Here is a 26,849-nt window from a genome sequence, read left to right on the forward strand (position 1 = left end):
AGGCGGTAAGCGGTGCGCTGCGCGGATCAGAGCCGGGCCAGAAAATCCTCGGCCGCAGTTTGGAAAGCTGTGTTGATCTGCCTCGCATCGGGCGTTTGCTGCAGGCAAAGCAGGGTGCCGGTGCCCTCGACCAAAGCCAGAAATTGCTGCGCAGACCGGGCTGCCTGCGTGGCGGTGATCTGTGGTTTCTCGGCCAGAATTTTCTGCGACAAAGCCTGTTGCACGGCCAAATTGCGCGCCAGGATCGGCTGGGTGTCATGGCGCAGCTGATCCCAGAGGAAGGCTTGAAACGCGGGCAGGGGAATCTGATGGTCACAGAGCCGGATCAAGGCCTGTGCGTAGCTGTCCGCGGTGGCCTGCACCATGTCAGACAGTGTGGCGGCGGGTCTGTCCGGATCGGGCAGAAAATCGGTGAAGAAATGGTCCAGACAGGCCTGCAGCAGCGCCTCTTTGCGTGGGAAATAGTGGTGGAACGCCCCTTTGGAAACCTGCGCCGCACGGGCGAGATCCATCATGCTGGTTTTGTCATAGCCCTTGGTCAGAAACAGACGCAGGGCAACGACAATCAGATCATCTCGGTTGGTTTTCATGGGGCGGGTTTCATTCAGATTCGATGGGTGACGGCAAAGCTATAGCTGACTTTCAGCAGAAACATCAGGCCTACAAGTTGGCTGAAGGGATCCAGCTGCAAAACGGGAATTATCAGGAGACCAAGGCAGATTACCGTCCCGCCCAACAGAGGCTGCAGCGGGTTGCGGTGCAGTAGGTTCACCAGGCTGGCCGTCAAAATGGTGTAGACCCAAATCGCCCAATAGGCCGCCATCGGGGCCGCCAGCAGCGCGCCGATGGCAGGCAGGTGAAAGTGCAGGGCAATAAAGCCCCAGCGATGGCGCGGACGCTCTGCGTAGTATTTGTTCGTGCCGGGGGTGAAGTTGGCGGCAGCCCCGGCTGCGATATCAAGGAAAAGCACAAGGGCGAGGGCCTGCCGCCAGAACGCCAGCCCTTCCGGCGTGGGCGACAGAAGAAACCAAGACAGGGCGGCGATCAGAACAGTCAGGGCAACAGCGGTCAGCGAGGCCAGGCTTTGCTGTTCACCAAGGGCTTCGTGCAGTGGTTTCGGGATGGGGAAGGGGTGTTGCAACTGAGGCATTATCGGGTCTCCAAAAAAAACCGGACGGTAGGTATGTTTTGGGACTCAAATAAGGTTGCCAATGTCAGCAGTCAACAAACTTGTGCCAGAACGGGCTATTTCCAGCTGAGGGTCAGCCCGCGGGTGATCCAGCGTTGGGTGACCAGCATCACCGCCAGGGGCGGCAGCATGGCCAGCATCGCAAAGGCCAGGCCGGTGGGCGATCCCGTGCCCACACGTTCGATGCCGCGCACAAGGGTGTAGTGTTCTTCGCTGGTGGTGGCGACCATCAGCGGCCAAAGGTATTGGTTCCAGCCTAGCACGAAGAGAATGGTAAACAGCGCCGCAATCATCGGCAGCGACACCGGCAGCAGGATGTCGCGTAAGAAGCGGAGCGGCCCGGCCCCATCCAGCCGTGCGGCCTCCATTAACTCGGCCGGAATCTGGCTGAGGCTCTGGCGGAAGATCAGCACGCCAAGCCCCGAGGCCACCACCGGCAGGATCATTCCGGCATAGGAATTCACCAGCCCCAATTGGCTGGTCACCAGAAAGGTCGGCAGGATCCGGGTCTCGATCGGGAAAAACAGGGGCAACAGGATCAGGCCAAAAATCACCTCGCGGAAGCGCAGGTTGAAACAGACCAGCGCAAAGGCGGCGAGGATTGAAACCAGAGTTTTCAGCGCCGCAATGCCGCCCGCCACAAGGAAGGAGTTCAGCATCATATCGGAGGCATTGACGCCATTTCCAAACAGATCAGGGGTCAGCAGGATCTGTTTATAGGCGCGAAACGGATCGCCGCCTGCCGTGATGGATCCGAGCAACACCAGCGCCACCGGTGCCAGCATGAACAGGCAGCCAAGGATCAGGATCAAATGGTCGGTGAAGCGGTTTGAAGGCATGGTCGGTCCGTCAGGCCCAAAGAGGCAATGCGCGCAGAGAAACGGCTTCCCCTCAGGATTGCAATGGCCGAATGGCGCAAAGTGGCAGGATGCCGGAAAACTACGGGATGGAGTCAGTCCTCGCGGGCGTAGTCATCCTCCAGCCGGACAATATCCTCTTCCGCCAGATGATCACCGAATTGAACCTCGACGAAGACCAATGGGATGGTGCCGTCATTGGCGATCCGGTGTTTGGTCTCACGCGGGACGTAAATGTGACTGCCCCGTTCAACACGGATCTGGTCACCGCCAATCGTGACCTCGCCACGGCCGGCCACAACCACCCAATGTTCAGACCGGTGGTGGTGATATTGCAGCGACAGGCGGGCACCGGGATCCACTTCGATGTGTTTGAGCGTGTAGTCTGCACTGGCCTCAACAACCTTCCACTGGCCCCAGGGGCGGCGTTCGGATTGATGAGTTTCATAAGAGGTGGCGGTGTCGGTCACGGCTGAACGCTCCTTGCGTGCTGCGAGGTCTTGGGCGCAAGCTTCGGATCAAGCGCCAAGTCAAGGGCCTCGGATGTCAGGGGTTTGGGCAGGCAGGTCACAAGGGGATCCTGCCCGTCGGAATAGGGGTGGATCTGCGGCAGGCGGCCAGACAGCACGATCACAGGCACTGCAGGGTGATGCGCCCGGGATTGTGCCACAAGAGGCCAGCCGGTCTGATCGGTGCCCAGATGCAAATCGGTCAGCAGCAGGTCATAGCCGCCCGTCGCAATCGCCTCGGCGGCGGCGTCAAAACTGGAAACGGGATGCACGGTAAATCCGGCCACCTGTAATTGGCGCTGGGCATGGGCCTGGGCCATGGCGTCGTCTTCGACAAGCAGCGCCCTGCCAGCAGGCGATGCGGGCTGCGTCTCTGCCTGGGCCAGCGGAAACACCAGCCGGATTTCGGTGCCATGTTCCGGCGTGCTGTCGATCTCAACGTCGCCGCCGGACTGTTTCATGAAGCCATAGACCATCGGCAGGCCCAGTCCGGTGCCGGTGCCGTCCGGGCGCGCGGTGAAAAAGGGCTCAAAGGCGCGGGCAAGCGTGGCGGGATCCATACCGGTGCCGCTGTCGCCCACAGTAACAACCGCCTGATCATTCGGGCGCGATTGCACAGACAGGGTGATTTGGCCTGCGTCTTCAATGGCATGGTTGCTGTTAAGGCAGAGGTTCAGCACAGCGCTTTCCAGCTGGCCGGGATCAACGCGCACGTGCAACGGGCCATCGGGCAGCTGCGTGTCGAGGGTGACCTGTTCTTTCAAACCGATGCCGATCAGGTCTGAGAGGCCCGCAACCAATTCACTCAGGTCGATGACCTCTGGCTCCAGCTGTTGTTTGCGGGCAAAAGCCAGCAGGCGTTGGACCAGTGCTGTGCCCATGTCCAAAGCATTGCGCATCCGGTCAACAAAGGGGTTGTCGCAGGTGCTTTGCTGTTCGATCAGATGCAGGTTCGCCGCGACACTGGACAGCACATTGCCAAAATCATGCGCCACTTCACCGGACACTTTGCCAAGGGCTTCGATGTGTTGGATCTGATGCAGCCGTTCTTCGATCCGGCGGCGTTCGGTGGCATCGTGAAACAGCCAGACCATGCCGCCGTCCGGCAGGTGAGAGCGGCGCAGATCCAGCACGGTGCCATCCGCACCAGCCAGTTCGACAAAACCCCCGGGATGCGGGGTGAGGTCCGGCAGGGTGGCAAAGATCGGGCTTTGCGCCAGCAGATCCTCGGGGCGATTGCCGGTCAGAGGGACGTCCGGTGCAAGCCGCAGGGTGGCGGCGAAATTGGGGTTGACGGCAGTGATATTGCCGTGATCATCGGTGATGGCAACACCGTCGGAGATGTTGAGAAACACCTTTTCAAACAGGGCATTCTGCCGGTTCAGACGTCGGTACGAACGGTCCAGACGCAGGGCATTGGCGCGGAACACCCGGAACGAATGGTGCAGTTTGCCAATCTCATCATCACCGGTGCGGCGGCGGCGCAATTCGGTGCTGCGGTCGCCCTCGGCCAGACGCAGCATGGCGGCGGAAATCGCGCGGATGTTGCCGGTCACGTAATTGGAAACATAGATTGCCGAGGTCAGCGCCAGCGCCACGCTGCTCAGGCCCAACAGCAGGATCACCGCTTTGGCAAACGCAATGGTCGAGGCGGTCTCGACCCGTTCACGCGCCAGAAACTGTTCGGCATTGGCGGCAAATTCGGCAGACAGCTCGTTGATCACCGTGGCATTGCGGCGGATGCGGAACAGGGCGTTCTGCGCCTCCAGCTGACGGGCCAGTTCCTTGCGGCGGGTTTCAAATAGACCTTCGGGCGCATTGGCGCGGGTCTGCATCTGCGCCAATGTGCGCCGGATCAGCGGGCTGGCAGGGCGCGACAGGCCGCGCAGCAGGTTTTGATAGTTGCGACGATATTCGCCCACGCTCATCAGGTTATGGGCCAGACCTGCGCGCACCAGTTCATTGGCCATGCCCTGCAAGGACAGCCATTGATGACGCTCAACCTCCGTTAGGCGCTGGTTGCTGGCGTGATTGTGCAGCCGTGCTTCGGTGTGGCGCAGTGACACCAACAGTTCCTGCGCCCGTGACCGTTCCTGGTTAAGCGTCTCGGCTGTCAGCGCCAATTCGCCAATGGCGGTTTTCATCACACTGATGGCGGCGGCGATTTCCTGGGTGAAAGCATAGACCTGCGCGCCTTCACGGCGGGCCTCTGACGGCCAGTCGGTGGCAATCTGATCCAGCGTCTCGGCCAGCATCTGGCCTTCCCGTTCGATCAGATATTGCGAGCTGACGTTCAATAGAAAGGGTGCTGAGGTGGCAATGTCTGAGGACTGTTTGGACAGGCGCAGGGCGCGGGCGACCTCGGCCAGTGTTTGGCGATGCAACTGGTCCAGCCGTTGATCCGCGCGGTCCAGCGCATACCAGGCCACACCGCCGACAAAGAGCGTCGACACCGCCAAGGCCGCAAGGGCAATCCACAGTCGCTGGCGGATGTCCGGGCGCAGGAAACGGGGGCGTTTCATCCCGACGCCCCGGGGGCCTGCACAAAGATATACCCCTGCCCGCGACGGGTCTGCAGATGCGCCGGTTTGGAGGGCACTGGTTCGATTTTGCGGCGCAGACGCAGGATCAGAACATCGATGGTGCGGTCGACATATTGGCTCAGGTCACTGCCCAGTTCCGCCAACAGCTGTGGGCGCGGGATGATCTCACCGGGATGGCGCAGGAAATATTCCAGCAATCGATATTCCGCATTGGTCAGAGCAATTTCATCGCCTTCCGCGTCGCGCAGCTCTTTGCGGGTCAGATCCAGGCTCTTGTCCCCGAATTGCAGCACATCAGGTCCCGTGGCCGGGGCAGGGCGTTGGATCTGGGCGCCGTAGCGGCGCAGCACGGCGCGGATACGGGCGACCAGTTCGCGCGGGTTGAACGGTTTCATCAGATAGTCATCAGCGCCGGTTTCCAGCCCGACGATCTTATCCACTTCATCGCCGACCCCGGTCAGCATCACAATCGGCATGTCGCGCTGTTCGCGGATGCGCATGGCCAGGGTCAGACCGGATTCGCCAGCCAGTTTCAGATCGATCAGGGCCATATCGGCAGGGCAGTCCTGTTCTTTGGCAAAAAAGGCCGCCGAACCGTCATGCGCCACCGGATCAAAGCCGTTTTCATACAGCAGATCCTGCAGCGATTGCCGCACAACCGGATCGTCATCCACGATCGCAATCCGTGATTTTCGCGTGGTCTCCTCCACCTCGCGGCCCTCCCAAATGTAAACGCCTCCTCCAGCGTTCCCGGCCTCACCGGTGCCGCCATGTTGCCACGGCGGGATGTTTCAGTCTTGCGGAATTTGGTTTTAAATCCGAGCCTTGAAAACAAGAATTGTAACACTGTTAACAGTTATGGTGGTGAGCTGTAGGTCTGTTAATCTGTGGGTTGTCGTCAGGAAGCGGTGGTCGGATTTACCCTTTTCCCATTCCTGATGCCGCGCAGAGGAGGTGCGGCACGGGTCATTTCTGGGAGGAAATCATGAAGAAAACGACTTTGAGTGTTCTGGCGATCACCGCAGCTTTCGCGACACATGGTGCGCAGGCGGATGAACTGAGCGTGGTGTGTGGCGCCGAGCAGGATTGGTGTGACCTGATGGCCAATGCCTTTGAGGCCGAAACCGGCATCGACGTGGCGCTGGTACGCAAATCGTCAGGGGAGATTCTGGCGCAGGTGCGGGCCGAAGCGGGCAACCCCAAGATTGACGTTTGGTGGGGCGGCACCGGGGATCCGCATCTGATTGCGGCCTCCGAAGGGCTGACCGAACCATCAGGTGTGGAGACCGGTGATCTGCTGGGCTGGGCTAAGAACATGGCCGATATTTCCAAAGGCAAGTCCGTCGGGATCTACGCAGGTGCGCTGGGCATTGCCTATAACGCGGACATTCTGGCTGACAAAGGCATTGAACCGCCGGCCTGTTGGCGCGATCTGACCAACCCGGCCTATGCGGGTGAAATTCAGGTGGCGAACCCGAACAGCTCGGGCACGGCTTACACCGAACTTGCCACCTTTGTGCAGCTCTTTGGCGAGGATGAAGCTTTCCGTCTGCTGGCCGAGATAGGTGAGAACGTGAACAGCTACACCAAGTCCGGATCAGCGCCTTCCAAGGCGGCAGCGCGGGGCGAAACCGGCATTTCCATCGGCTTCATGCATGACATGGTGAAACAGGCCTCCGCCGGTTTCCCGCTCAAGGTCGTCGCCCCCTGTGAAGGCACCGGCTATGAGGTTGGCGGCGTCAGTGTGATCAAAGGGGCGAAAAACCCTGAGGCGGCGAAGAAATGGGTCGAGTTTGCGCTGCGTGCCGACATCCAGTCCCGCGCACCCGAAGTCGGGTCGTTCCAGGTGCCGTCCAACGCCAATGCTTCGGTCGCACCGGAATCGCCGAAGCTCGAGTCGATCAAGCTGATTGACTACGACTTTGCCACCTACGGCGCACCGGAAACCCGCGAACGTCTGCTGACCCGTTGGGACGCGGAAGTGAAACCCAAAGGCAACTGATCCCGTCCCGTTTCATGGGATGATCACGGTTGGGGCAGGGTTCGTTCTGCCCCGACCACAGGCAGAAATGCCGGGGCGCGCCGCGCCCGCGGGGAGATTTAAGGAAGACTGAAATGACACGCACCACGTGGCTTTGGCTGCTTGTGGGCCTGATCGGATATGCAATTCTGCCGTGGTATATGGTGGACGGCGGTTTCTGGTCCTTCGAGTGGCTTAGCGAAACAGTAAACGGAGAGGCGGCATCGGCGTTATGGGCCGTCCTGGCACTGGGCCGCAGCTGGTTGGCACCAACGGCCTTGATTTTGCTGGGCATCGCAGCGGCAATGTTGGCCCCGTTGCAGGCGGTGGGCCGTGCACGGTTGATCGTTGGGCTGGCGCTGGTTGGCTTAGGCTACACCATGGGGCAGGGCCTGTTTGTGGTGCGCGACGGACCGCGGGCCTTTGAGGCGCTGTTCCTGACCCTTGGGGCCGAGGATGGACAGCTGGGTTTTGGTGCGGGGGCGATGGTCACGCTGCTGGCGCTGCTGTTTCTGTTTACCACCAACCTGTCCGCTATCGGCAAGGGGCGCGGCGACGCCTTTGTGACGGGGATGATCGGGCTGATTGTGGCGATGGTGGGGATCTTTGTTTTCTTCCCAGTCGCCCATATTCTGATCCGCGCTTTTGAACTGAAGGGCGGCGGCTATTCCCTGGCGGGTTTTGGCGGCAGGTTCTTTGCCTCGGACATCTGGGGGCTGGGCTGCCTGATCGGGCAGGGGGCCTGTGGCTCTGCCATCAATTCGGTGGTGCTTGGCATCATGACCGGTGCGGGTACCACCGCGATGGGGCTGGCCTTTGCGCTGATTTTCACCCGCACGCGGTTCCGCGCCAAACGCCTGTTGCGGGTGCTGACGGTGCTGCCGATCATCACGCCTCCCTTTGTGATCGGTCTGGCGCTGATCCTGCTGTTTGGCCGCACCGGCACGCTGACCAATTTCTTCGCTGACCTGCTGGGCTGGGAGGCCACACGTTGGATCTACGGTTTTGGCGGGATTTATCTGGCGCAGATGCTGAGCTTTACGCCGATAGCTTTCTTGGTGCTGATTGGCGTTGTCGAAGGGGTGAGCCCCTCGATGGAGGAGGCGTCACAGACGCTGGACGCCAACCGCTGGCAGACTTTCCGCTATGTCTCGCTGCCATTGATGCGGCCGGGGTTGGCCAATGCTTTCCTGTTGGGCTTCATCGAGAGCATTGCGGATTTTGGCAATCCACTGGTGCTGGGCGGCAACTTCAATGTTCTGTCGACCGACATCTACTTCTCCATCGTTGGCACCGTGGCCGATCCGGGGCGGGCCGCTATCCTGTCGCTGGCGCTGCTGAGCCTGACCCTGTCGGCCTTCTTTGTGCAGCGCAAATGGCTGGGCAAAAAATCCTATGCCACCGTCACCGGCAAGGCCGACAGTGGCCAGCATGCGACGTTGAATCCAGCGCTGAAATGGACCTGCTACCTGACGGCATTGCCCTGGGCCGCCTTCACGCTGGTGGTCTATTCGATGATCATCTTCGGCAGTTTTGTGAAGCTCTGGGGTTACAATCACAGTTTTACACTGGACCACTATAAACGCGCCTTCCGCATTGATCTGGAGAACTGGCGCTGGACCGGCGTGGCCTGGGACAGCTATTTCACCACGGTGAACATTGCCTCCATCGCAGCGCCCCTGACTGCGGCGGTGGGGCTGGCGACAGCCTATCTGCTGGTGCGACAGAAATTTGTTGGCAAGGATGCCTTCGAGTTTTCCACCATGCTGAGCTTTGCCATTCCCGGCACGGTGATCGGGGTCAGCTATATCATGGCCTTTAACTTCCCCCCGATTGAACTGACAGGCACCGGTGTGATCCTGATCATCGTCTTTGTCTTCCGCAACATGCCGGTGGGGGTGCGTGGCGGGGTCGCGGCGATGGCGCAGCTGGACAAGAGCCTGGATGAAGCCTCGCTGACGCTGGGAGCCAACAGTTTCACCACGGTGCGGCGGGTGATCCTGCCCTTGATGGGACCGGCGATCATGGCGGCGCTGACTTACAGCTTTGTGCGCGCCATCACCTCGGTCTCGGCGGTGATCTTTCTGGTCTCGGCAAGGCACAATATGGCCACGTCTTTCATCGTCGGGCGGGTGGAAAACGGCGAATTTGGCCTCGCCATCGCCTATTCGGCGGTGCTGATCCTGACCATGCTGACGGCCATCCTGTTGCTGCAGGCGGTGATTGGAACACGAAAACTGCGCCGGGCAAACCGGCTGCAACCGGCGGAATGAGCCGCGATTTCTGGAGTGAGAACATGAACATGCAACAAGATGTGCAAAACAACATGCAGACCAAAGGCGCGGTGGAGTTTCAGGGTGTGGTCAAACGCTACGGCGCGGTGACAGCGTTGAAACAGCTGGATCTGTCCATTGCACCGGGACAATTGGTGACGCTACTTGGCCCGTCGGGCTGCGGCAAGACCACAACGCTGCGCCTGATTGCCGGGCTGGAAAGCGCCAGTGAGGGGGGGATCCGCATCGGCGGCGCGGATGTGACCCATCTGTCCGCAACCTACCGCAAGGTGTCGATGGTGTTTCAGTCCTACGCGCTGTTCCCGCATATGAGCGTGGTGGAAAATGTGGCTTACGGCCTAACGGTCAAGGGCATCGCCAAACGTGAGGCCCATCAAAAGGCCGAACACGGGCTGGAGCTGGTTGGCCTGGCGGGCTTTGGCGCACGCCTGCCCAGTGAATTGTCCGGTGGCCAACAGCAACGTGTTGCGGTGGCGCGCGCCATTGTGCTGGAACCTGAGGTGCTACTTCTGGATGAGCCCTTGTCGAACCTCGACACCAAGCTGCGCCGCCATGTGCGCGAAGAGATCCGCCAGATCCAACAGGAATTGGGGCTGACGGCGGTCTATGTGACCCACGATCAGGAAGAGGCGATGGCGGTGTCCGACCGCATCATCGTGATGAAAAACGCCGAGATTGCGCAGGCCGGCTCGCCGCGGGATCTTTATGACAGACCCAATTCAGCCTTCATTGCGGATTTCATCGGGGATGCCAATCTGGTGGGTTGTGAGGTTGTGGGCGCGGATGGGGACGTGGCCATGGTGGATCTGTTGGGGCGGCGCCTTGCGGTGCCAAACCGGACGGGATGTGCCGGGGCGGCGCAACTGGTATTGCGCCCGGGTGATCTGCAACTGGTGGCGGCTGGGGCCGAGGGCAGCTTTGCCGGTTCCGTCACCTATGCCGCCTACCTGGGCAATCAGATCCAGTATTCGGTGCAAAGCGATCTGGGTGAATTGTTCATCATTGCCGATGCCCGCGCTACGCCTTTCAAACGCGGTGATGATGTGGGTGTTTGCTTTGCCGCAGATCAGGCGCGTCTGGTTCCCGCCTAATCGATTTCACTGCTCCACAGCCACATCTGTGGCACCTGCACCCCGAGACGTCGTGTCGGGGTGCAAATTGCCGATCACCTACTTAGGCAGCAACGTGCAATGGCTGACCGGTGGCACCGCCCAAGGCACTGTTGCAATAGACCTCTGCCACTTTCGCAACCGGTGCCAGACCTGCGCTGTCCATGTCGAATTTCTCGGCCGCTTCTTTGACCAGCGACAGGCTGACTGCATTGATCCGTTTGTTGTCTTTGAGCTCCAAGGCAACGGTGGCAACAAAGGCATCAATTGCGGCGGCGCCCATTGAAATGGCGGCGGTCTGGGGCATCGGATGTTTGGCGGCCGCGCCTGAGGTCAGGGTGATCGAGCCGCCGGCTGTCAGATATTTCTGGCCCACGCGGGTCAGGTGCACCTGCCCCATGATCTTGCTGTTGAGGGCGCGTTCATAGGCGTGGTCTTCTGCGGCATCAAACGGGCCCATCACCCCGTCACCCGCAGCGCTGAGGATGGCGTCTACCGGACCGATCTGGGCAAACAGGGCTTCTAGCGCGGCCTTGTCCTCGATGTCGACCTGCAGGTCGCCGCTGGTCTTGCCCACTGCAATCACCTCATGTTCTGGGCGCAGCTGTTTTACGATTTCAGAACCGACAAGGCCGGTGCCTCCGATAACGACGATCTTCATTGTTGATCTCCTTTGATTTGAAAACTGACATCGGGATAGCGCGCGATATGGTCAGTAAAAAGAATAGCTTTCTGATCAACTTGTTCGTAATAACTGAACATGATCCATCTCGACAACCTGCATGTCATCCGCACGATCATCGAAACGGGCAGCTTTCAGTTGACGGCTGAAAAGCTGCACAAGGCGCGCTCTGCCGTGTCCTATTCGGTGAAGCTGGTTGAAGAGCAGTATCAGTTGCAGCTGTTTGACAGATCCTCCTACCGGGCCGAGCTGACCCATGAAGGGCGGCTGTTGCTGCCGCGGATTTCCCACCTGTTGCAGCAGGCCGAAGCCTTTGACGCCTATGCCGAGGAACTGCGCGGGGTGGTCGAGGCAGAGCTGCGACTGGGGGTGAGCAGTATCTATCCCGTGGAGCGCCTGACCGAGATCCTGCTGGCAGTGCAAAAAACGTTCCCCAACACCGTTTTGCATCTTGATTGCGACGTTGAAACTGGGGCGCATGATCTGCAGGAGGGGGCGGTAGATCTGGCCATCTTTGGTGCGCCGAAACGGGACAGCGGGCTGGACTACCTGGCCATTGAAACGATGGAAATGCCCCTGGTCATTGCGCCCGCGCTGCTGCCGGAAACCGCGTTTGGGACAAATGCGGGTCTGCGCCGGATCACCCGCAGCGATCTGACACGCCATCCGCAGATTGTGGTGAAATCCTCCGATGCGCAGTTGCCGGACACGGGGCTGCTGCAGGAAACCCAGAAATGGTTTGTCAGCGATCTGCACGCCAAGAGGACGTTGATTGCCGCTGGGATGGGATGGGGACGGCTGCCGCGCCACATGATCAACGATGCCGTTGCAGCCGGTCAGGTGGTGTGTCTGCCCACCTTGGGTGAGGTCGCGCTGCCGATTGTGATGGCCCGCCCTGCCAATCAGGCGCTTGGTCCGGTGGGGCGCCATATCTGGGCCCATTTTGACCAGCGCGCAGCGGTTTAATAGTCCCGTTCGATAAACAGGCCGATACCCGTTTCGCCATCTGATCCCAACCGCCCCTTGGCCGTCACCGAGGGGGAGAGTTGCAGGTTCAGATCAATCTGGCTTTTGCCGGCAGAGTCGGCGGTGACCTCTGTGTAGATGTTTTCGTTGATGTATTTGCCCAGTCGCGCCTCTGTGGTGCCGTCGTCCTTGGTGGTGACGTCCAGATCATCCAGCGCCAGCCCCTGCCGCAGCCGTCCGGTCAGCCCCTCGCCGCCCTGACCCGCCAGGGTGCGGATGGCAGCGGCCAGACGTACCGCCTGCAATGGCGAAATCGTCGTCAGGTCACGGCCAAACAGCAGCAGGGCCAGCACCTCATCCTCGGGCAGGTCAGGGCTGGAAGCAAAACGCAAGGCAGGTGCGCTGGCGGGGCCTTCGATGGTGATCTGCGCGGTGACATCTTCGGCCTGGGTTTCCGCTACAAAACGCAGGAAGGGATCAAAGGCTCCCTGCAACTGGATCAGCCCTTCGGTCAGGTCCAGCCGTTTGCCCAGAATATCCAGCCGACCGCGGATCAGATCGAACTGGCCGTCGGGGCGCACCGCATTGGTGGTGCCTGAAATGTTGAGACTGCCCCCCAGTTCCGCGTCCAAGCCACGTCCCCGCACAAAGATTCTTGAGGGGGCATTCACCGTCAGGTCCAACGCAATAGCCGGCCCCGAGGCGGAGGTGCCTGTCTCGATCAGGCCTGCCCAACGGCGGGTGCGGCGCGTGTTTGCGGGTTCAAACTGGTGTTTCAAGCCCGGCAGGCTGGCAAAGCGGGGGGCGGCATTGGCCGGAATGCGCAACTCCGTCTCGCCCAGCGTAAGTGTGCCACGGACCAACCCCGCACCGCTCAGCGGCCCAGTGATGACCAGCGCACCGTCCAAAGTGGTGCTGTAGAGGCTGGGGTCCTGCGCTTTGATGTCTTGCAGCTCCAATAGCAGGTCGGCTGTGTTGCCTGCGGTCAGAGAGACAGGTCCGTTGAGGGCGATCCCCCCCCCTGCGGCAAGGCGGGCAGACAGATCGAGAATAGCGCGGTTCTGTGCCAGCCGGATCTGGCCCGAAATCTCCTCCACAGCCTGACGCAGGGTCGGCAGGGCCAGACGGGCACCGGCCAGGGAAACGCGCCCGCTCAAGCCTTCCGGCCCAAGCGGGCCATCCAGACGCAGGTCCAGCGCCGCATTGCCCTGCAGGCTACGCGGCTGGATCAGCGGATTGGCAAGGCTCAAAGGTACATCGCCCGTGATCGCCAACGCGGCGGTGGTGAAATCCTGCGCCAAGGTGCCCGTGGTTGTCAGCTGGGCGCCCCCCGGCCCGGTCAGGGCGCTGTCTACTTGCCAGTCTGTTCCCAGCATCACCGCGCGCCCGATGGCTTCGGCGGCACCGCTGATACCGGCGCCAAGCAGGGCAAGATCACGCAGGCGGGCGGTGTAACGCACATCGGCAGAGCCAAGATCGCCGGTGCCGGTCAGGCTGGCGGTCAATTCGCGCCCGCTGAGGTCAAACTGGCGCAGCACAATCGGTGAGGTCTCGGATTTCTCGGCCTGCATCACGACGGTGGTTTGACCGCGCAACAGGGCGGTGACCAGCGGGTTGGCCATAGCTGGGTCAATGGACGTCAGTGTTGCCGTCAGATCAAAGGCTTGTTGCAGCGGTTGAGCTGAACCCGTGGCCTCTAATGTGAATGCCCCAGTTACCTTCTGCCCTGCCAAAGCGGCATAGGCGGCTAGGTTCGGCATTTGCAGCGTGCTGCTGCCGGTGATCACCGGTGCATCAGAGAGCGCTGCCTCTATCGTTCCGTCGAAGGCAAAATGTGCATCCGCAGGGGCCGCCAGCGAGGTAGCGATCTGCCAGATGTCCACTTGAGTCTGTGTCGTTTGCAATGTCAGCTGTGCCGCGCCCGCCATGTCCGGATGCACCGGGCTGAGGTCTTTGACCGTTGCGGTGAGCCGGGCGTGGCTGTTTGTGCTGTGCAAGGCGGCTGTGCCAGTCAGGTCGACCAACGGGGTCGAGAGCGCCAGAGGTGCAATCTCGGTTCCGGACTGGTCACGGCGGGCCGTAAGCGATAGATCCGCGCGGCCTGTCAGAAAGGGATCTAGACGGGGCTCCGCAAGCGCCAGATCCTGCGTTGCGCCTTCGATGGTCAGGTCAAAACTGTCCGCAAGCGGGGCGATGGTGCCGGTGATCCCCAACTCCCCCGCGCCTGAAACCGCAATGCCCGCAAGGTCTGCAAAACGGCTGAGATTGGCAGCGGTCAAATGCAGGTCCGGCGCGAGTGCGCCAGAGGTGAGGTCCAATGTCAAAGCCCCGGAGAGGCCATAATCCACCCCGGTCATCCGTAGGTCGCTAAAACGAAAAGGGCTGTCGGACCCGCCTGAAAAGCGGGTGCTGCCCTGCACGCTGGCGCCAGCGGCCGTGGCAAGGGCAGGGTCGCTGGGGGTGAGGCCGTTTACCGAAAACTCCAGTGCACCGTCGTAATCCGCCGCTGCGATTGTGCCGCGACCGGTCAGCTGAGCTTCCGTGATCTGGGCCGCAGCATTGGAAAACCGGTCCAGCAGCGCGTCCAATTGCCAGTCCGGGGAACGGCTGGCGTCGTGGTGCAGGGTGAAACTGGCCGACTGCACCGTTGTTGGCGCCCCGCTCAGGGGCAGGCGCACCGGTGATCCTTCGGCGTGGGCCAACTGGCCTTCGATGGCGATCAAACGTGGCCAGCCCGCCTCCAGCCGCATTTCGCCGCTGACGGCGATGGCCTCTGCCTGCAGATCAAACCGGGACAGGGCCAGCACGTCTGCCTCTGCGTATCCGCGGGCTTCAAGCGTCAGGGCGTCGCCAAAAAACGCGCGGTGCTCTGGGGCAAACAAGGTGGTCAGGTCCCCGTTAAGCGTCGCATCGAAGGTCTGGCGTTCGGGCTGTGTGGCATCGGCGGAGAGGGTGAAGCGTCCATTCAGCCGTTCCTCCCCATCCGAGAGCAGGGTCGTGGTGGCGTTGAAATCGCTAAGGGGGCCTGCACCGTTCAGGGTCAGCGCGAGGGCAGGGGCATCGGGCAGGTTCAGGCTGGTTGCAACCAGACCGCCCGTCGCCTCTTTCACCGATAGGTCAATCCGCGCTTCGGTGGTGACGTTGGAGTAGCTGGCACTCAGGGCGATCTGGCCTTCAGGCCCGTCGGTGCGGGTGACGTCCAGACCGGCGTTGCCTGCGCCCTCGGCCAATGCGGCAGACCCTTTCAGACGCAGGGTGACAGGCTGGCCCAAGACAGGTGCGCCAAAGCGTGCCTCGGCAATTGCCAGATTGGCGATGTCGATCGAGACAGGCAATTCCGGTAGGGCAAAGGGCTGGGCTTCGGCGCTGGGCAGGGTTGTGGCGGTGCTTGGCGCGGGCAGTCGTGGCAGATCGACCAGATCCGCAGTCAGCGCGTTGACCTCCAGCCGGCCCGATAGCAGGGCGGTGCGGTTCCAGTCCAGTGTGACCTCTTCCAGCCGTAGCCAGATGCCTGCGTCATCGGCAATCGTCAGCGTGTCGATTGTGGCGGTTGAGGACAGCGCGCCTTCAAAGCCGATGATATCAACCGACCGGCCTGCATCTGACAGCGCATCTTCTAGCAGCGCTTCCAGATAGCCGCGTTCGTCCTGATCCTGCGCTGCAAGAGGCGCTGCAAGTGGGGTGAGCAGGGAGGCGCCCAAGAGAATATGGCGAAGGTGACCTGTCATCAAAACGCCTGCCCTATCCCGATATAGACCTGCACCCCGTCGCCGGTATCGCCTGAAATCGGTGCCGCAACGTCCAGCCGGATCGGGCCCACTGAGGTGTCATAGCGCAGGCCCAGACCCGCGCCTGCGTGCCAGTTGCCGCTGCCGTTATAGAGGCTTTCGGCCCCGATGTAGCCAGCATCTGCAAAACCGACGAGGCTTATGCTGTCGCTGACCCTGGCGCGCAATTCCCCCGAAAGGCCCAGGAAACTGCGCCCGCCCGAGGTGCCGCCGCCCGAGGCAACGCCCAGCGATTGATAGGGCTGCCCGCGTACAGTGCCGCCACCGCCGGACTGAAACAGAAAATCAGGGGCAGTGCCCGCCAGCGAAGAGCCGACAACAGACCCAAGCTGCAGCCGGCCCGCTGCCACCAAGCGGTCACTGCCGAGATTGCGGTACAGGCGGCTGTCCAGTTTGAACTGACCGCCGCTTTCGGCGCCAGACAGGCCGAGGTAGGGCGTGAAACTGGCCTTCACCAAATGGCCCGAGGTCGGGTTCAGTTCAGAAGAACGGTGATCCCAGTCCAAGGTCAGTGGCAGCTGCGCAAGGGTGAAATCGCGGGTGCCAAAGGCGTCGGTGGTGCGGGCGTGGCTGAAGGCCAGTTCCACCGACCCAGTTACATGGTCACTGAGGATGCGGTTGGCGCCAAGACCCAATGCGACGGTGTCCAGATCATAGAGCGGTTCCTGTTCAGAGCTGAGATCAAAGCGCAGGAAGGCGGTGGTGTCTGGGCCAAAACTGGCAGGCCGGTCATGGCGGGTGCCAAGCCGGTAGTCGATCTCATTGCCGGTGCCGGTGATGTCGCTGATCTCACCCGCAATCCGAAACCGTTCCGCGCCGCCAAAGAGGTTGCGATGCAGCCAGAAGCCCGACAGCTGCAGCCCCTGCTGGTTGGACAATTCCACCCCCGCGCCAAACCGGCGCTGCGGTGCATCAACCAAAGCGGCCGCAATATCCAGCGTGTTGTCTGGTCCAAGTGTGTCGGCCTCGGAAAGCGCCACCGAGCGGAAAGCACCGCTGCGGCGCAGGCGATTGGCGGCTTTTGTCACCTCAGCGGGGGAGAACTGTTGCCCCACTGGCAGCCCGGCGATTTCGTGAATACGCGTGGGGCGAACTTGGGTGCTGCCTTCGGGCAGAAGGCTGCCAAATCGCACCACTGGGCCGGGATTAAGCCTGATGGCCACATCAAGACGGTTGGTGGCGTGATTGGCTGACAGGTCCTGTGTGCTGACCCGAACCTTGGCATGGCCTGCGTCCCGCCATGCGGTCTGCGCGGCGGTGCTGGTGGCCAGCACCGTTTCCGCACCCGCCCGCGCGCCCGCGCGGAACCCCTCGGGCAGGGTGGCGGTTTGAGGCAGCGGGCTGATCTCGGCGCGGCCAAAGGTGAAGGGGTGGCCGGGGGTGACGCTGATGGCGATGGACCGAACAGCCTGCAAACGGGCCGTTGCGGGGATCAAGGCTGCCTCACGCCCGTCGATCCGCACATTGATGACACCGGAATAATAGCCATTGGCATAGAGCACTTCGGTCAAACGACGATATTCAGCCAAAGCGGCGGAGAAGAGGTCTTGTGGATCTGTGCTGCCATCCCCCTGAGCCTGCCGCACCACAGAGGCAGCCCGGAGTTTCCGTTCCAACCCGTCTTCATCGCCATCTGGCAGAGTCAGGGTGAAGGTTTCCAAGGCAGCAGCACCGGTCGCGGATAGGATCAGCGCGGCCAGCACGCCAGAGACGGCAGATCTGAGGCCCACGCAACAGCGGGCAGAGAAAGAGCGAATAATTGTCACGGGCGCAGCAGTCGGTCCAAATCAGATAGCGCCACCTTAGGCGCTTCGCAGTCGGATCACTATTGCCGTTTGGTTTATTGCCGCGTGAACAGGCAAAAAAACGCCCGCAACCGATTGGCGCGGGCGTTCAGTGCTGTCCGGCGAATGTCCGTTCGTCAATCCAGACAGGAAACCACTTCGTTTGCCAGCGCTTCGATCAGCGCGGGGTAGAGGGTCGCGCCAGGCGCGAGTTTCAGGCCAATGGGGTCAATCTCAGCCGTTTTGGCCTGAGTGCCGGCAAATACGGTCTGGATCAGACGCGGGTTGTACTGCGGCTCAGAGAAGGCGCAAACCACGCCGCTCTGTGCGACGGCCTCTTGGATTTCGGCAATCCGCGCTGGGCTGGGGTCAGAGGCGTCCGACAGGCGGATCGCCCCAACAGCCCGCAGGTGGAAGCGGGTTTCAAAGTACTGGTAGGCATCGTGGAAGACGACAAAGGGCTTCCCCTCAAGCGGCTCCAGTTTTGCCTCCAGCGATCCAATCATGCCTGCAAGCTGATCCTGACCCGCTGCGGCATTGGCACGGTAGGTAGCAGCATTTTCGGGGTCAAGCGTGGCCAGTTGTTCGGCAATCAGGCCCAGCCAGATGCGACCGTTTTCCGGATCAAGCCAGGCGTGCGGGTCCAACCCGTCGTGGTCATGGGCGTGGTCATGACCGTGATCTTGCTCATCGGCATGGTCGTCATCATGTGCGTCGTGATGGTCTTCGTGGTCTTCCGCCGCATGGTCCTGATGGCCATCGCCATCATGGTCGTGTTCATCGTGCTTTTCGGCGTGGCCATGCTCTTCTTCGTCATGTTCCGCATGATCGTCGTGATCGTCGTGATCGTCGTGATCGTCGTGATCGTGATCCGCATGGTCTTCATGCTCTTCCGCGTCATCCGAATGGGCAAAGACCACCTCTTCGCGGAACGCATATTGGATGGTGCCGTCCGCTTCCAGCAGCTCCAGCTGCGCGGCGCTGCCGGCCAGGGTCTCCAGCGGATCATGCAGCCAGGGGGTCAGCGGCTCGCCGATCCAGACCACCAGATCAGCCTTGTCCAGGGCGCGTGCCTGCGACGGGCGCAGCGCGTAGGAATGCGGCGAGCTGCCGGGGTCAACCAGCAATTCGGGTGCGCCGAGTTCGCCCATGACTGTCGCGACCAGCGAATGCACCGGCGCAATGTCGGTCACAACATTGGGGACGTCCGCCATGGCTGGGAAGGCGGCAAAAGCGGTTGCCAGAGCGGCAGAAGGGAACAGAAAGCGCGGCATTGGGATCTCGTGTGTTACTTTATAACATTCGGTATGGCGGGCTTGTAGATCGTATAGTATAACAATACAAGTCCAAAGGTGGGGTGTTGCCCAATTTGCCAGCCCATCTTGTCCGTTCAGCGCTGCAGGAGCTTTCATGACCCGTTCCCCCACCGACACAACGCAGGATGCCGCCAAGGGGTTTGCGCATCACGATCACGCCCATTGTGTTAGTGACGGTGTGGCGGCGGTAGCGGCGCAATGTGCGGAAAAGAAGCTGCAGCTGACGCCGGTGCGGCGGAGGGTGGCAGAAATTCTGCTGTCCGAACATCGTGCGATGGGGGCTTATGAGATCCTTGATATCCTGCGCGAAGAAGGGCTGGGGTCGCAGCCTCCCGTGGCCTATCGGGCCCTGGATTTTTTGGTCAAACACGGCTTTGCCCATAAGGTGGAACGGCTGAATGCCTTCGTCGCCTGCGCCCATCCCGGCGCGGCGCATACCCCCGCCTTTCTGATCTGCCGGACCTGCAACAAAGTGGCCGAGGCCGAAACCCGCCCGGCCGAAGGGCTGCTGGGCAAAGCGGCCGCTGCGGCAGGTTTTCAGATTGAACAGGCCGTGGTCGAAGCCGAAGGGCTGTGCCCGCTCTGTGCAGATGATGCGGAGACGGGTAAGTGACACGCCTCATCGAGATCAAGGGGGCTGCGGTGCGCCAAGGGGCGACCGTGGCGCTGACCGATGTGGATTTCCACATCGACAAAGGTGAGATTGTCACGGTGGTCGGGCCCAATGGGTCGGGCAAATCGACCTTGATGAAAACTGTGATCGGCGCGCTGAAACCGTCCAGCGGGTCTGTGACGCGGGCGCCGGGGCTGCGGATTGGCTATGTGCCGCAGAAACTGCAGATCGATCCGACACTGCCGATAACCGTTGCCCGTTTCCTTGGCCTGCCGCGCCGGGTGGACCGCGCAACCGTTGATCGGGTGCTGACCCGATCCGGCGTGCCGGATTTGGCTGATCGACAGATGGCGGCCTTGTCCGGCGGTCAGTTCCAGCGGGTGCTGCTGGCGCGCGCCATGCTGGAAAAGCCGGATCTGCTGATCCTGGATGAGGCGACGCAGGGGCTGGACCAACCCGGGTCCGCAGCCTTCTACCGCGAGATTGAAGAGATCCGTCAGCGACAGGGCTGTGCGGTGCTGATGGTCAGCCATGAGCTGCATGTGGTGATGGCGGCCAGCGACCGTGTGGTCTGCCTCAACGGGCATGTCTGTTGCCATGGCACACCGGAACTGGTGGCCTCGGCCCCGGAATATCGGGCGCTGTTTGGATCCGGCACGGGCGGGGCGTTGGCGCTCTACCGCCATGACCACGATCACGAACATGATGTGGAGGGCAACTGTTTGCACGACCATCCTTCTGATCATGCCCATGATCACCCCCATGAGAAAGCAAGCTGATGGCCATCCTGGATGATTTCATGATGCGTGCAATGCTGGCGGGTCTGGGGGTGGTGATCGCTGCCGCCCCACTGGGCAGTTTTGTGGTTTGGCGTCGCATGGCCTACTTTGGCGATGCCACAGCGCATGCAGCCATTCTGGGGGTGGCGCTGGCGTTGAGTTTCCAAATTTCCGTTTTCGCAGGGGTTTTGCTGGTGGCCTTGGCGATGGCGATCACGGTCAGTTCGCTGACCGGGCGTGGGTACGGGATGGACACGATGTTGGGGGTGCTGAGCCATTCGGCGCTGGCCTTTGGTCTGGTGGCGGTGTCATTCCTGCAAGGCGTGCGGGTGGATCTGATGGCCTATCTGTTTGGTGATATTCTGGCCGTTGGGCATAGCGATCTGGCCGTAATCTGGGGCGGCGCGGCCTTGGTGCTGGGGCTGGTTGTCTGGCGCTGGTCGGCGCTGCTGTTGTCAACACTGAACCCGGACTTGGCCTATGCCAGCGGCTTTGATCCCAAACGGGAACAACTGGTGCTGACATTGGCGCTGGCGGTGGTGGTGGCCGTTGCAATGAAAGTGGTTGGCGCCCTGCTGATCGCCGCCTTGCTGATCGTGCCACCTGCCGCCGCGCGTCCACTGGTGAAAACGCCTGAAAGCATGGCCTTTGTTGCGGCCGCGATTGGGGCCTTGGCGGTGATCGGCGGATTGCAGGGGGCCTTGATCCTCGACACACCGGCGGGGCCCAGCATTGTCTGCGCGGCGGCGATTGTTTTTGCGCTGGTGAGCCTGGGCGCCAGCCTCAAGGCAGGATTTGCAGCCAGATCCAGACCGTAAAGATGCTGAACACGGTACCGATCAGCACGGAGGAGGCTGCGACACGCTGCCCGACGCCATACATCGAGGCAAAGAGGTAGGTGTTGATCCCCGGTGCCATCGCGGCGGTGATCACAGCCGAGCGCAGAGCGGCTTCGCCTAAATTCAGCACGGTGCCAAGTGTGATGACAATGGCCGGATGCAGTACCAGCGACATTGACAGCACATAGGCAATCACCCGCAGATCGCCTGCCAGCTTGTACCGGACAAGCACACCGCCAAGCCCGAAAAGCGCTGCGGGCAGCGCTGTGCGGGCAATCAGATCCAATGCCACCTGCGCGGGCTCTGGCACGGCAAAGCCAGTGAGATTTACAACAAAGCCAAGCGCTAGGGCCACCACCAGCGCATTGCGGAACATGGCATTGCCAACGTTAACCGCCATGCGCCCCACCCCTTGGCCCCGGCCGCGCACCACCTCCATCACAGTGATGCCGAGGAAATAGCAAAACGGCGCATGGATTGAGACAATGGCGAAATTCGCCGCCAGCGCTTCCGCCCCATAAGCACGTTCGGTGATCGCCAGCCCCAAAATGACGGAGTTGGAAAACAACCCGATGAACCCGATGGCAACCGAATCCATGCCGGCGCGTTTAAACAGGCTGCGCGTGCCCAGTGCCGCCAGTGTAAAGCTGGTGCCGGCACCAATGTAGAACGCCAACAGCAGCCGCCAGTCAAAGCTCTGCCCCAGATCCAGCCGTGCAATGGCGGTGAACAGCAGACAGGGAATGGCGAAGTTCTGGGTGTATTTCATCAACCCGTCGATCTGATCGCCGCTCATATAGCCGCGCCGGGTGCCGATATAGCCGATCCCGATCACCAGGAAGACGGGCAGGATGATGTTGAACAGATCTTGCATCGGGCGCTTTACACTCAGCCTTGGCGTTCAGAGGCCGGGGCAGATGCCTCCGGCGGGGATATTTTGGCCAAGAAGAACGCGATCAATCGGGCAGAGAGATCACCATCCCGTCATAGGCCACGGAGATATGGTCGGCGGTTTCCGCCTCGATTGTGTCATAGTCCAGATCGACGTGCATATTGGTCAGCACGCCGCGCTTGGGCTGCATCCGGTCGAGCCACTCCAGCGCCCGGTCCAAATGGAAATGGGTGGGGTGCGGGCTGCGCCGCAGCGCGTCGAGGACCCAGACGTCGAGCCCTTCGAGATGCGGCAGGGCGCTGTCGGGGATCTCGGCCACATCGGGCAGATAGGCGAGGTTTTTGATCCGGAAGCCCAGCGAGTCGATGCTGCCGTGGTTGACCTCAAACGGGGTGAAGGTGATGGGGCCACCGGCGCCTTCTACCGTGACGTCGCCGTCGATGGTGTGCAGATCCAGAATTGGCGGATAGGGCGAGCCTTCGGGCTGCACAAAGGCATAGCCGAAAGAGCTCAGCAGGCGGGCCTGGGTGGCCCCATCGGCCCAGACTGGCAGGCGGCGGCGCATGTTGAAAACCACCATGCGCAGATCATCCAGCCCGTGCATATGGTCGGCATGGGCATGGGTCCAGAGCACCCCGTCGAGATCGCCCACACCCGTATCCAGCAGCTGCTGGCGCATATCCGGTGTGGTGTCGATCAGCACGCGGGTGGTGCCCGCGTCGGTCACACGTTCCACCAACATCGAGCAGCGTTTGCGGGTGTTCTTGGGGTTGCTGGGGTCGCAATCCCCCCAGATGCCGCCAATGCGGGGCACTCCGCCGGAGGAGCCGCAGCCCAGAATGGTGAAGCGCAACTCGGCCATCAGGCAGCGGCCTCATAGGCGGCGGCTTTCCAGAACAGCCGGTCGAAGTTTTCCTGCGTGCGGGCCGCAAAGTCAGCGTAGTCGAGGCCAAAGACCTCAGCCCCGACTTTGGCAGTATGCACCGAATAACCCGGTTCATTACGTTTGCCACGGAAGGGTTTCGGCGCCAGATAAGGGCTGTCGGTTTCCACCAGAATGCGGTCCACCGGGGCGGCGGCAAAGATATCACGCACCTCTTGCGATTTCGGGAAGGTCGCGATGCCGGACATCGACAGGTAGAACCCCAGATCCAGCACCGATTTTGCCAACTCTGGTCCCGAACAATAGCAGTGCATCACACAGGAAAAGGCGCCGTTGCGGAATTCGCCTTCCAGAATGCGGGCCATGTCTGCGTCAGCAGAACGGGCGTGGATGATCAGCGGCAGTTTGGTGCGGCGGGCGGCCTCGATGTGGATCAGCAGGCTGTCCTGCTGCACCTTGGCGCTGTCGGCGGTGTAGTGGTAATCCAGACCACTTTCGCCGATGCCGACAAACTTGGGATGATCGGCCAGTTTCACCAGATCCTCTACCGAGACCAGCGGCACTTCGGCGGCGGACATCGGGTGGGTGCCAGCGGCGTAGAAGACCGGCGCGTAGGCCTCGGCAATGGCACGCACGCGGGGCTCGGCCTCCAGCTTGGTGCAGATGGTGACCATGCGGGAGACACCGGCCTCAACCGCGCGGGAAACGATCTGGTCGCGTTCCTCGTCAAAATCGGGGAAGTCGAGGTGGCAGTGGCTGTCGGTGATTTGAATGGTCTCGGTCATCTTCATCTCTTGCCTGCGCGGGCAGGGTCAGCCGGCGGCGGTTTTTTGGATCTTGAAAACCGTATCTAGGATGAGTGCGGCAGGGTCAAGATTGACGGCCCGACCGTGGCGGGTGCGGGCCCCGATCTCTTGTGCCAGATTGGCCCAGATGCGGGCTTTGTGCGGATCAGGTGACAGTCGGGCAATCAATGCGGCTTCGCCACGCGCGGCCTCGATGGCAGGGGGCTGGCCGATGGCGCCGGAACGGGCGAGCCGCGCCAGCAGCGATTCGTTCAGGGCAAACAGCAGGTCCAGCTTGGCCTCAGCCCCACGGGCGGCGGCGCTTTCGGCCAGTTTGAGGGCGCGGGCGCGATCCAGACGGGGCAGGGTGCCGTAGAGGTCCACCAGTTCCTGATAGATCGCCAGACCGTTCTGGTTCATCAGCCGCAGTGCTTCACCGACGGAGCCTGCGGAAAGTTCAGCCAGGGCGGCAGGGTTGTTGGTTTCGGGTGCCTCTGCCTGTGCCAGCGCTTGCGCCATATCCTCCGGCCCCAACGCGGCAAGCCGCAGTTCGCGACAGCGCGAGCGGATGGTGGGCAGCAGGCGCGAAGGCTGGTGGCAGACCAGCAGCATCACGGTATTGGCAGGCGGCTCTTCCAGCACTTTCAGCAGGGCGTTGGCCGCCGAGACATTCATTTCATCGGCCGCATCCACAATCACCACGCGGCGCCCGCCATCAGCCGCCGAGAGCGCAAAGAAGTTCTTCAGCTTGCGGACTTCCTTCACGAGGATATCGCCTGCCAGCTTGTCACCCTTTTCATTCGGGCCGCGCCGCAGCAGGAACAGCCCGGGTTCCGACATGGCCTGAATGCGGGCCTCGACCGGATGATCCGGCGGTGTCGCCAGACTGCCGGGCTTTTCGGGTTCGCCAAACAGACCTGCGCCCTGATCCACCGGTTGGGTCAGCAGGAAACGGGCGATCTGCCAAGCCAAGGTGGCTTTGCCGATGCCCTGCGGGCCGGTGATCAGCCAGCCATGGTGTAAGCGACCGGAATTGAAGGCCTGCAGGAACTCGGCCTGAGCCGCGTCTTGGCCAAACAACGTGCGGGTTTCGCGCGGGTGCGGCGCACCTTCGACACGGTCGGGTTCGGGCAGCTCAACCTCGGCCATCGTTTAGGCCCCTGCCAGTGCGGCCTCGGCCGTCGCCAAAACATCCGCCGCCACCGCGTCCATATCGCGGGCTCCATCAATGATGCGGAAGCGATCGGCATATTCCCGTGCGAGCGACAGGAAGCCCGCCCGCATCTGTTTCTGCAGGTCAGCGCCGAAACTTTCGAACCTTTCCTCCACGCCCTGACGGGACAGCGCCCGCGACAGGCCAATCTCTGGGTCCATGTCGATCAGAACGGTCAGATCCGGTTCACGGCCGATCATCAGGGTGTGCAACTTGTCCACGGTTTCACGCAGGTCGCCGCGGCTGAGGCCTTGATACATGCGGGTGCTGTCAGCAAACCGGTCGCAGATCACAACCTTGCCTGCCGCCAAGGCGGGCAGGATGGTGCGTTCCAGGTGGTCGCGGCGGGCGGCGGTGAACAACAGGATTTCGGTCTCAGCCGACCAGCGGTCGGGATCGCCCTGCAGCACAAGGGCGCGAATTTCCTCGGCCCCTTCCGAACCTCCCGGTTCGCGGGTCAGGACAACGTCATGGCCCTTGGCCTGCAGCGTTTCTGCCAGACGGCGGCACTGGGTGGACTTGCCCGAGCCATCAATGCCTTCAAAGCTGATGAACAGGCCGGATTGGCCTGCCTTGCCGGTCTTGGATGAGTTGGTCACGATGCGCCCTCAGGCCCCTGTTCCAACCGGCGCAGCAGCGCAGATGCGGCCGTGGTCACACGGGTCAGGAAACCGCCAACAGCCACGTCTTTGTCAGCCACCAGCGGGTAAGAGATTTCTTCCAGCCCTTCCGGTTTCAGGATCAACTGTCCCAGTTCCTGCCCTTTGGTGATAGGGGCCTCTACCGGGCCATCATAGACCACCTCGGCGGCGATACTGTTGCCGTCCAAAGCAGGCAGCAGTGCCAAGATGTCCTGTGCCGGGGCCAGACCCACGCTGGGCACTGCCCCCATAAAGACCTCTGCCTCTGCCACTACCGATCCTTCTTGGGCGACGTTGCGCAGCACAAATTGGCGAAACGACCAGTTCACAATTGTCTCAGCCTCCTTTGCCCGCGCTTTGGAGGTTTCCAGTCCAGAGATCACAAAGACCACCCGCCGGTCGCCTTGTTTGGACGATCCAACCAGCCCATAGCCCGCTTCCTGTGTGTGACCGGTCTTCAACCCGTCCGCACCGATGCCCAGACCCAGTAAAGGGTTACGGTTACGGGTGTTCTGCGGGGCACGGCCGTCAAAGGCAAAGGTCTCTTCCGCGAACATCGGGTAATACTGCGGGAAATCTTCGATCAAACGCGTTGCCAGCAGCGCCAAATCCCGCATCGACATGCGGTGACCCGCAGCAGGCCAGCCGTTGGAATTGGCAAAGGTGGAATTGGTCATCCCCATCTTCTGCGCCCGCTGGGTCATGTAGCGGGCAAATCCGGCCTCGGTGCCATCGGGGCTAAGCGCCTCGGCAATCACGGCACAGGCATCATTGCCGGACAGGACAATGATCCCGCGCACCAGATCCTCGACCGTTACACGGTCAGTGGTGTCCAGAAACATGGTGGAGCCACCGTAGCTCATGGCGTGTTCTGACACCGGCAGCTTTTCGGTCAGGCTGAGGCGGCCATCGCGCAGGGCTTCAAACGCAATATAGAGCGTCATCAGCTTGGACATCGACGCCGGTGGCAAGGGCACATCGGCGTTTTTGTTCAACAGAACGGTGCCGGTGTTCAGGTCCACCACATAGGCGGACTTGGCACGGGTTTCAAAAGCATAAGCCGGTACTGAAAGCAGCAGGGCCGCCATGGCGCCGGTCACGGTTTTGCGCAGAAGAGAGAGCATGGGGACGCTCCTGTCAGGTTTTG

23 protein-coding genes are annotated in these 26,849 nt (G+C 61.6%); 7 read left to right on the plus strand and 16 right to left on the minus strand.

Annotated features, from left to right (window positions below; all coding sequences use genetic code 11):
- Window positions 1-26 precede the first annotated feature (26 nt).
- The 6 genes from SIC14_RS09960 to SIC14_RS09985 form a co-directional block, all read right to left on the minus strand.
- The gene (locus tag SIC14_RS09960) at window positions 27-590 is read right to left on the minus strand and encodes a TetR/AcrR family transcriptional regulator (protein WP_412565672.1); all 564 of its coding nucleotides are present in this window, start codon (window positions 588-590) and stop codon (window positions 27-29) included.
- Window positions 591-604: 14 nt separating this feature from the next.
- Window positions 605-1,150: a hypothetical protein gene (locus SIC14_RS09965; protein ID WP_412565673.1), complete on the minus strand. Its 546-nt coding sequence runs from the start codon at window positions 1,148-1,150 to the stop codon at window positions 605-607.
- Window positions 1,151-1,245: 95 nt separating this feature from the next.
- On the minus strand, window positions 1,246-2,028 hold the full coding sequence (locus SIC14_RS09970; protein ID WP_412565674.1) for a carbohydrate ABC transporter permease: 783 nt from the start codon (window positions 2,026-2,028) through the stop codon (window positions 1,246-1,248).
- A gap of 113 nt (window positions 2,029-2,141) precedes the next feature.
- The gene (locus tag SIC14_RS09975) at window positions 2,142-2,516 is read right to left on the minus strand and encodes a phosphomannose isomerase type II C-terminal cupin domain (RefSeq protein ID WP_412565675.1); all 375 of its coding nucleotides are present in this window, start codon (window positions 2,514-2,516) and stop codon (window positions 2,142-2,144) included.
- Window positions 2,513-5,077: an ATP-binding protein gene (locus tag SIC14_RS09980; protein WP_412565676.1), complete on the minus strand. Its 2,565-nt coding sequence runs from the start codon at window positions 5,075-5,077 to the stop codon at window positions 2,513-2,515. Before SIC14_RS09980 ends, SIC14_RS09975 begins: the two co-directional genes overlap by 4 nt.
- Window positions 5,074-5,808 carry a response regulator gene (locus tag SIC14_RS09985; protein WP_412565677.1) on the minus strand — a complete coding sequence of 245 codons (735 nt, stop codon included), beginning with the start codon at window positions 5,806-5,808 and terminating at the stop codon, window positions 5,074-5,076. Before SIC14_RS09985 ends, SIC14_RS09980 begins: the two co-directional genes overlap by 4 nt.
- A 275-nt stretch (window positions 5,809-6,083) precedes the next feature.
- Between SIC14_RS09985 and SIC14_RS09990 the strand changes: the two genes are divergently transcribed.
- From SIC14_RS09990 to SIC14_RS10000, 3 genes are all read left to right on the plus strand, one after another.
- Window positions 6,084-7,100: an ABC transporter substrate-binding protein gene (locus tag SIC14_RS09990; protein ID WP_412565678.1), complete on the plus strand. Its 1,017-nt coding sequence runs from the start codon at window positions 6,084-6,086 to the stop codon at window positions 7,098-7,100.
- 113 nt (window positions 7,101-7,213) lie between these two features.
- Window positions 7,214-9,391 (plus strand): ABC transporter permease, encoded by a 2,178-nt coding sequence (locus tag SIC14_RS09995; RefSeq protein WP_412565679.1) that lies wholly within the window; start codon window positions 7,214-7,216, stop codon window positions 9,389-9,391.
- A gap of 23 nt (window positions 9,392-9,414) precedes the next feature.
- Window positions 9,415-10,503 carry an ABC transporter ATP-binding protein gene (locus SIC14_RS10000; protein ID WP_412565680.1) on the plus strand — a complete coding sequence of 363 codons (1,089 nt, stop codon included), beginning with the start codon at window positions 9,415-9,417 and terminating at the stop codon, window positions 10,501-10,503.
- An 82-nt stretch (window positions 10,504-10,585) separates the two neighbouring features.
- Here the strand turns inward: SIC14_RS10000 and SIC14_RS10005 are convergent, their stop codons facing one another.
- Complete coding sequence (locus SIC14_RS10005; protein ID WP_412565681.1) at window positions 10,586-11,182, minus strand: short chain dehydrogenase; 597 nt, start codon at window positions 11,180-11,182, stop codon at window positions 10,586-10,588.
- Window positions 11,183-11,281: 99 nt separating this feature from the next.
- On the opposite strand from SIC14_RS10005, the gene SIC14_RS10010 reads away from it, so the two are divergent.
- Complete coding sequence (locus SIC14_RS10010; RefSeq protein WP_412565682.1) at window positions 11,282-12,169, plus strand: LysR family transcriptional regulator; 888 nt, start codon at window positions 11,282-11,284, stop codon at window positions 12,167-12,169.
- Here SIC14_RS10010 and SIC14_RS10015 read toward each other — a convergent pair.
- The 3 genes from SIC14_RS10015 to SIC14_RS10025 all read right to left on the minus strand — a co-directional run bounded on the left by SIC14_RS10015 (window position 12,166) and on the right by SIC14_RS10025 (window position 19,015).
- Window positions 12,166-15,897, minus strand: a complete 3,732-nt coding sequence (locus tag SIC14_RS10015) for a translocation/assembly module TamB domain-containing protein (RefSeq protein ID WP_412565683.1) — start codon at window positions 15,895-15,897, stop codon at window positions 12,166-12,168. The two genes, SIC14_RS10010 and SIC14_RS10015, sit on opposite strands and share 4 nt — an antisense overlap.
- Entirely contained in the window at window positions 15,897-17,687 is a 1,791-nt protein-coding gene (locus SIC14_RS10020; protein ID WP_412565684.1) for an autotransporter assembly complex protein TamA, read from the minus strand. The genes SIC14_RS10015 and SIC14_RS10020 overlap by 1 nt, the downstream gene beginning before the upstream one ends.
- A 191-nt stretch (window positions 17,688-17,878) precedes the next feature.
- Window positions 17,879-19,015 carry a zinc ABC transporter substrate-binding protein gene (locus tag SIC14_RS10025; RefSeq protein ID WP_412565685.1) on the minus strand — a complete coding sequence of 379 codons (1,137 nt, stop codon included), beginning with the start codon at window positions 19,013-19,015 and terminating at the stop codon, window positions 17,879-17,881.
- A gap of 136 nt (window positions 19,016-19,151) precedes the next feature.
- On the opposite strand from SIC14_RS10025, the gene SIC14_RS10030 reads away from it, so the two are divergent.
- Genes SIC14_RS10030 through SIC14_RS10040 form a run of 3 tightly spaced genes read left to right on the plus strand, consistent with a single transcriptional unit; the run spans window position 19,152 to window position 21,267 of the window.
- Window positions 19,152-19,670 (plus strand): Fur family transcriptional regulator, encoded by a 519-nt coding sequence (locus SIC14_RS10030; RefSeq protein WP_412565686.1) that lies wholly within the window; start codon window positions 19,152-19,154, stop codon window positions 19,668-19,670.
- Window positions 19,667-20,449, plus strand: a complete 783-nt coding sequence (locus tag SIC14_RS10035; RefSeq protein ID WP_412565687.1) for an ATP-binding cassette domain-containing protein — start codon at window positions 19,667-19,669, stop codon at window positions 20,447-20,449. Before SIC14_RS10030 ends, SIC14_RS10035 begins: the two co-directional genes overlap by 4 nt.
- The gene (locus SIC14_RS10040; RefSeq protein ID WP_412565688.1) at window positions 20,449-21,267 is read left to right on the plus strand and encodes a metal ABC transporter permease; all 819 of its coding nucleotides are present in this window, start codon (window positions 20,449-20,451) and stop codon (window positions 21,265-21,267) included. Before SIC14_RS10035 ends, SIC14_RS10040 begins: the two co-directional genes overlap by 1 nt.
- Here the strand turns inward: SIC14_RS10040 and SIC14_RS10045 are convergent.
- The 6 genes from SIC14_RS10045 to SIC14_RS10070 all read right to left on the minus strand — a co-directional run bounded on the left by SIC14_RS10045 (window position 21,233) and on the right by SIC14_RS10070 (window position 26,826).
- On the minus strand, window positions 21,233-22,162 hold the full coding sequence (locus tag SIC14_RS10045) for an AEC family transporter (protein WP_412565689.1): 930 nt from the start codon (window positions 22,160-22,162) through the stop codon (window positions 21,233-21,235). The genes SIC14_RS10040 and SIC14_RS10045 overlap by 35 nt on opposite strands.
- An 82-nt stretch (window positions 22,163-22,244) precedes the next feature.
- Window positions 22,245-23,042: an MBL fold metallo-hydrolase gene (locus SIC14_RS10050; protein WP_412565690.1), complete on the minus strand. Its 798-nt coding sequence runs from the start codon at window positions 23,040-23,042 to the stop codon at window positions 22,245-22,247.
- Window positions 23,042-23,848 (minus strand): TatD family hydrolase, encoded by an 807-nt coding sequence (locus tag SIC14_RS10055; RefSeq protein ID WP_412565691.1) that lies wholly within the window; start codon window positions 23,846-23,848, stop codon window positions 23,042-23,044. The genes SIC14_RS10050 and SIC14_RS10055 overlap by 1 nt, the downstream gene beginning before the upstream one ends.
- Window positions 23,849-23,875: 27 nt before the next feature.
- Entirely contained in the window at window positions 23,876-24,997 is a 1,122-nt protein-coding gene (locus tag SIC14_RS10060; protein ID WP_412565692.1) for a DNA polymerase III subunit delta', read from the minus strand.
- A 3-nt stretch (window positions 24,998-25,000) separates the two neighbouring features.
- Window positions 25,001-25,660 (minus strand): dTMP kinase, encoded by a 660-nt coding sequence (gene tmk / locus SIC14_RS10065; protein ID WP_412565693.1) that lies wholly within the window; start codon window positions 25,658-25,660, stop codon window positions 25,001-25,003.
- Window positions 25,657-26,826 carry a D-alanyl-D-alanine carboxypeptidase family protein gene (locus tag SIC14_RS10070; protein WP_412565694.1) on the minus strand — a complete coding sequence of 390 codons (1,170 nt, stop codon included), beginning with the start codon at window positions 26,824-26,826 and terminating at the stop codon, window positions 25,657-25,659. The genes tmk and SIC14_RS10070 overlap by 4 nt, the downstream gene beginning before the upstream one ends.
- Window positions 26,827-26,849: the final 23 nt, after the last annotated feature.

Origin of the sequence: Thalassobius sp. MITS945101, from assembly GCF_047123305.1 — a bacterium.
In the GTDB taxonomy this organism is placed as follows: Bacteria; Pseudomonadota; Alphaproteobacteria; order Rhodobacterales; family Rhodobacteraceae; genus Thalassobius.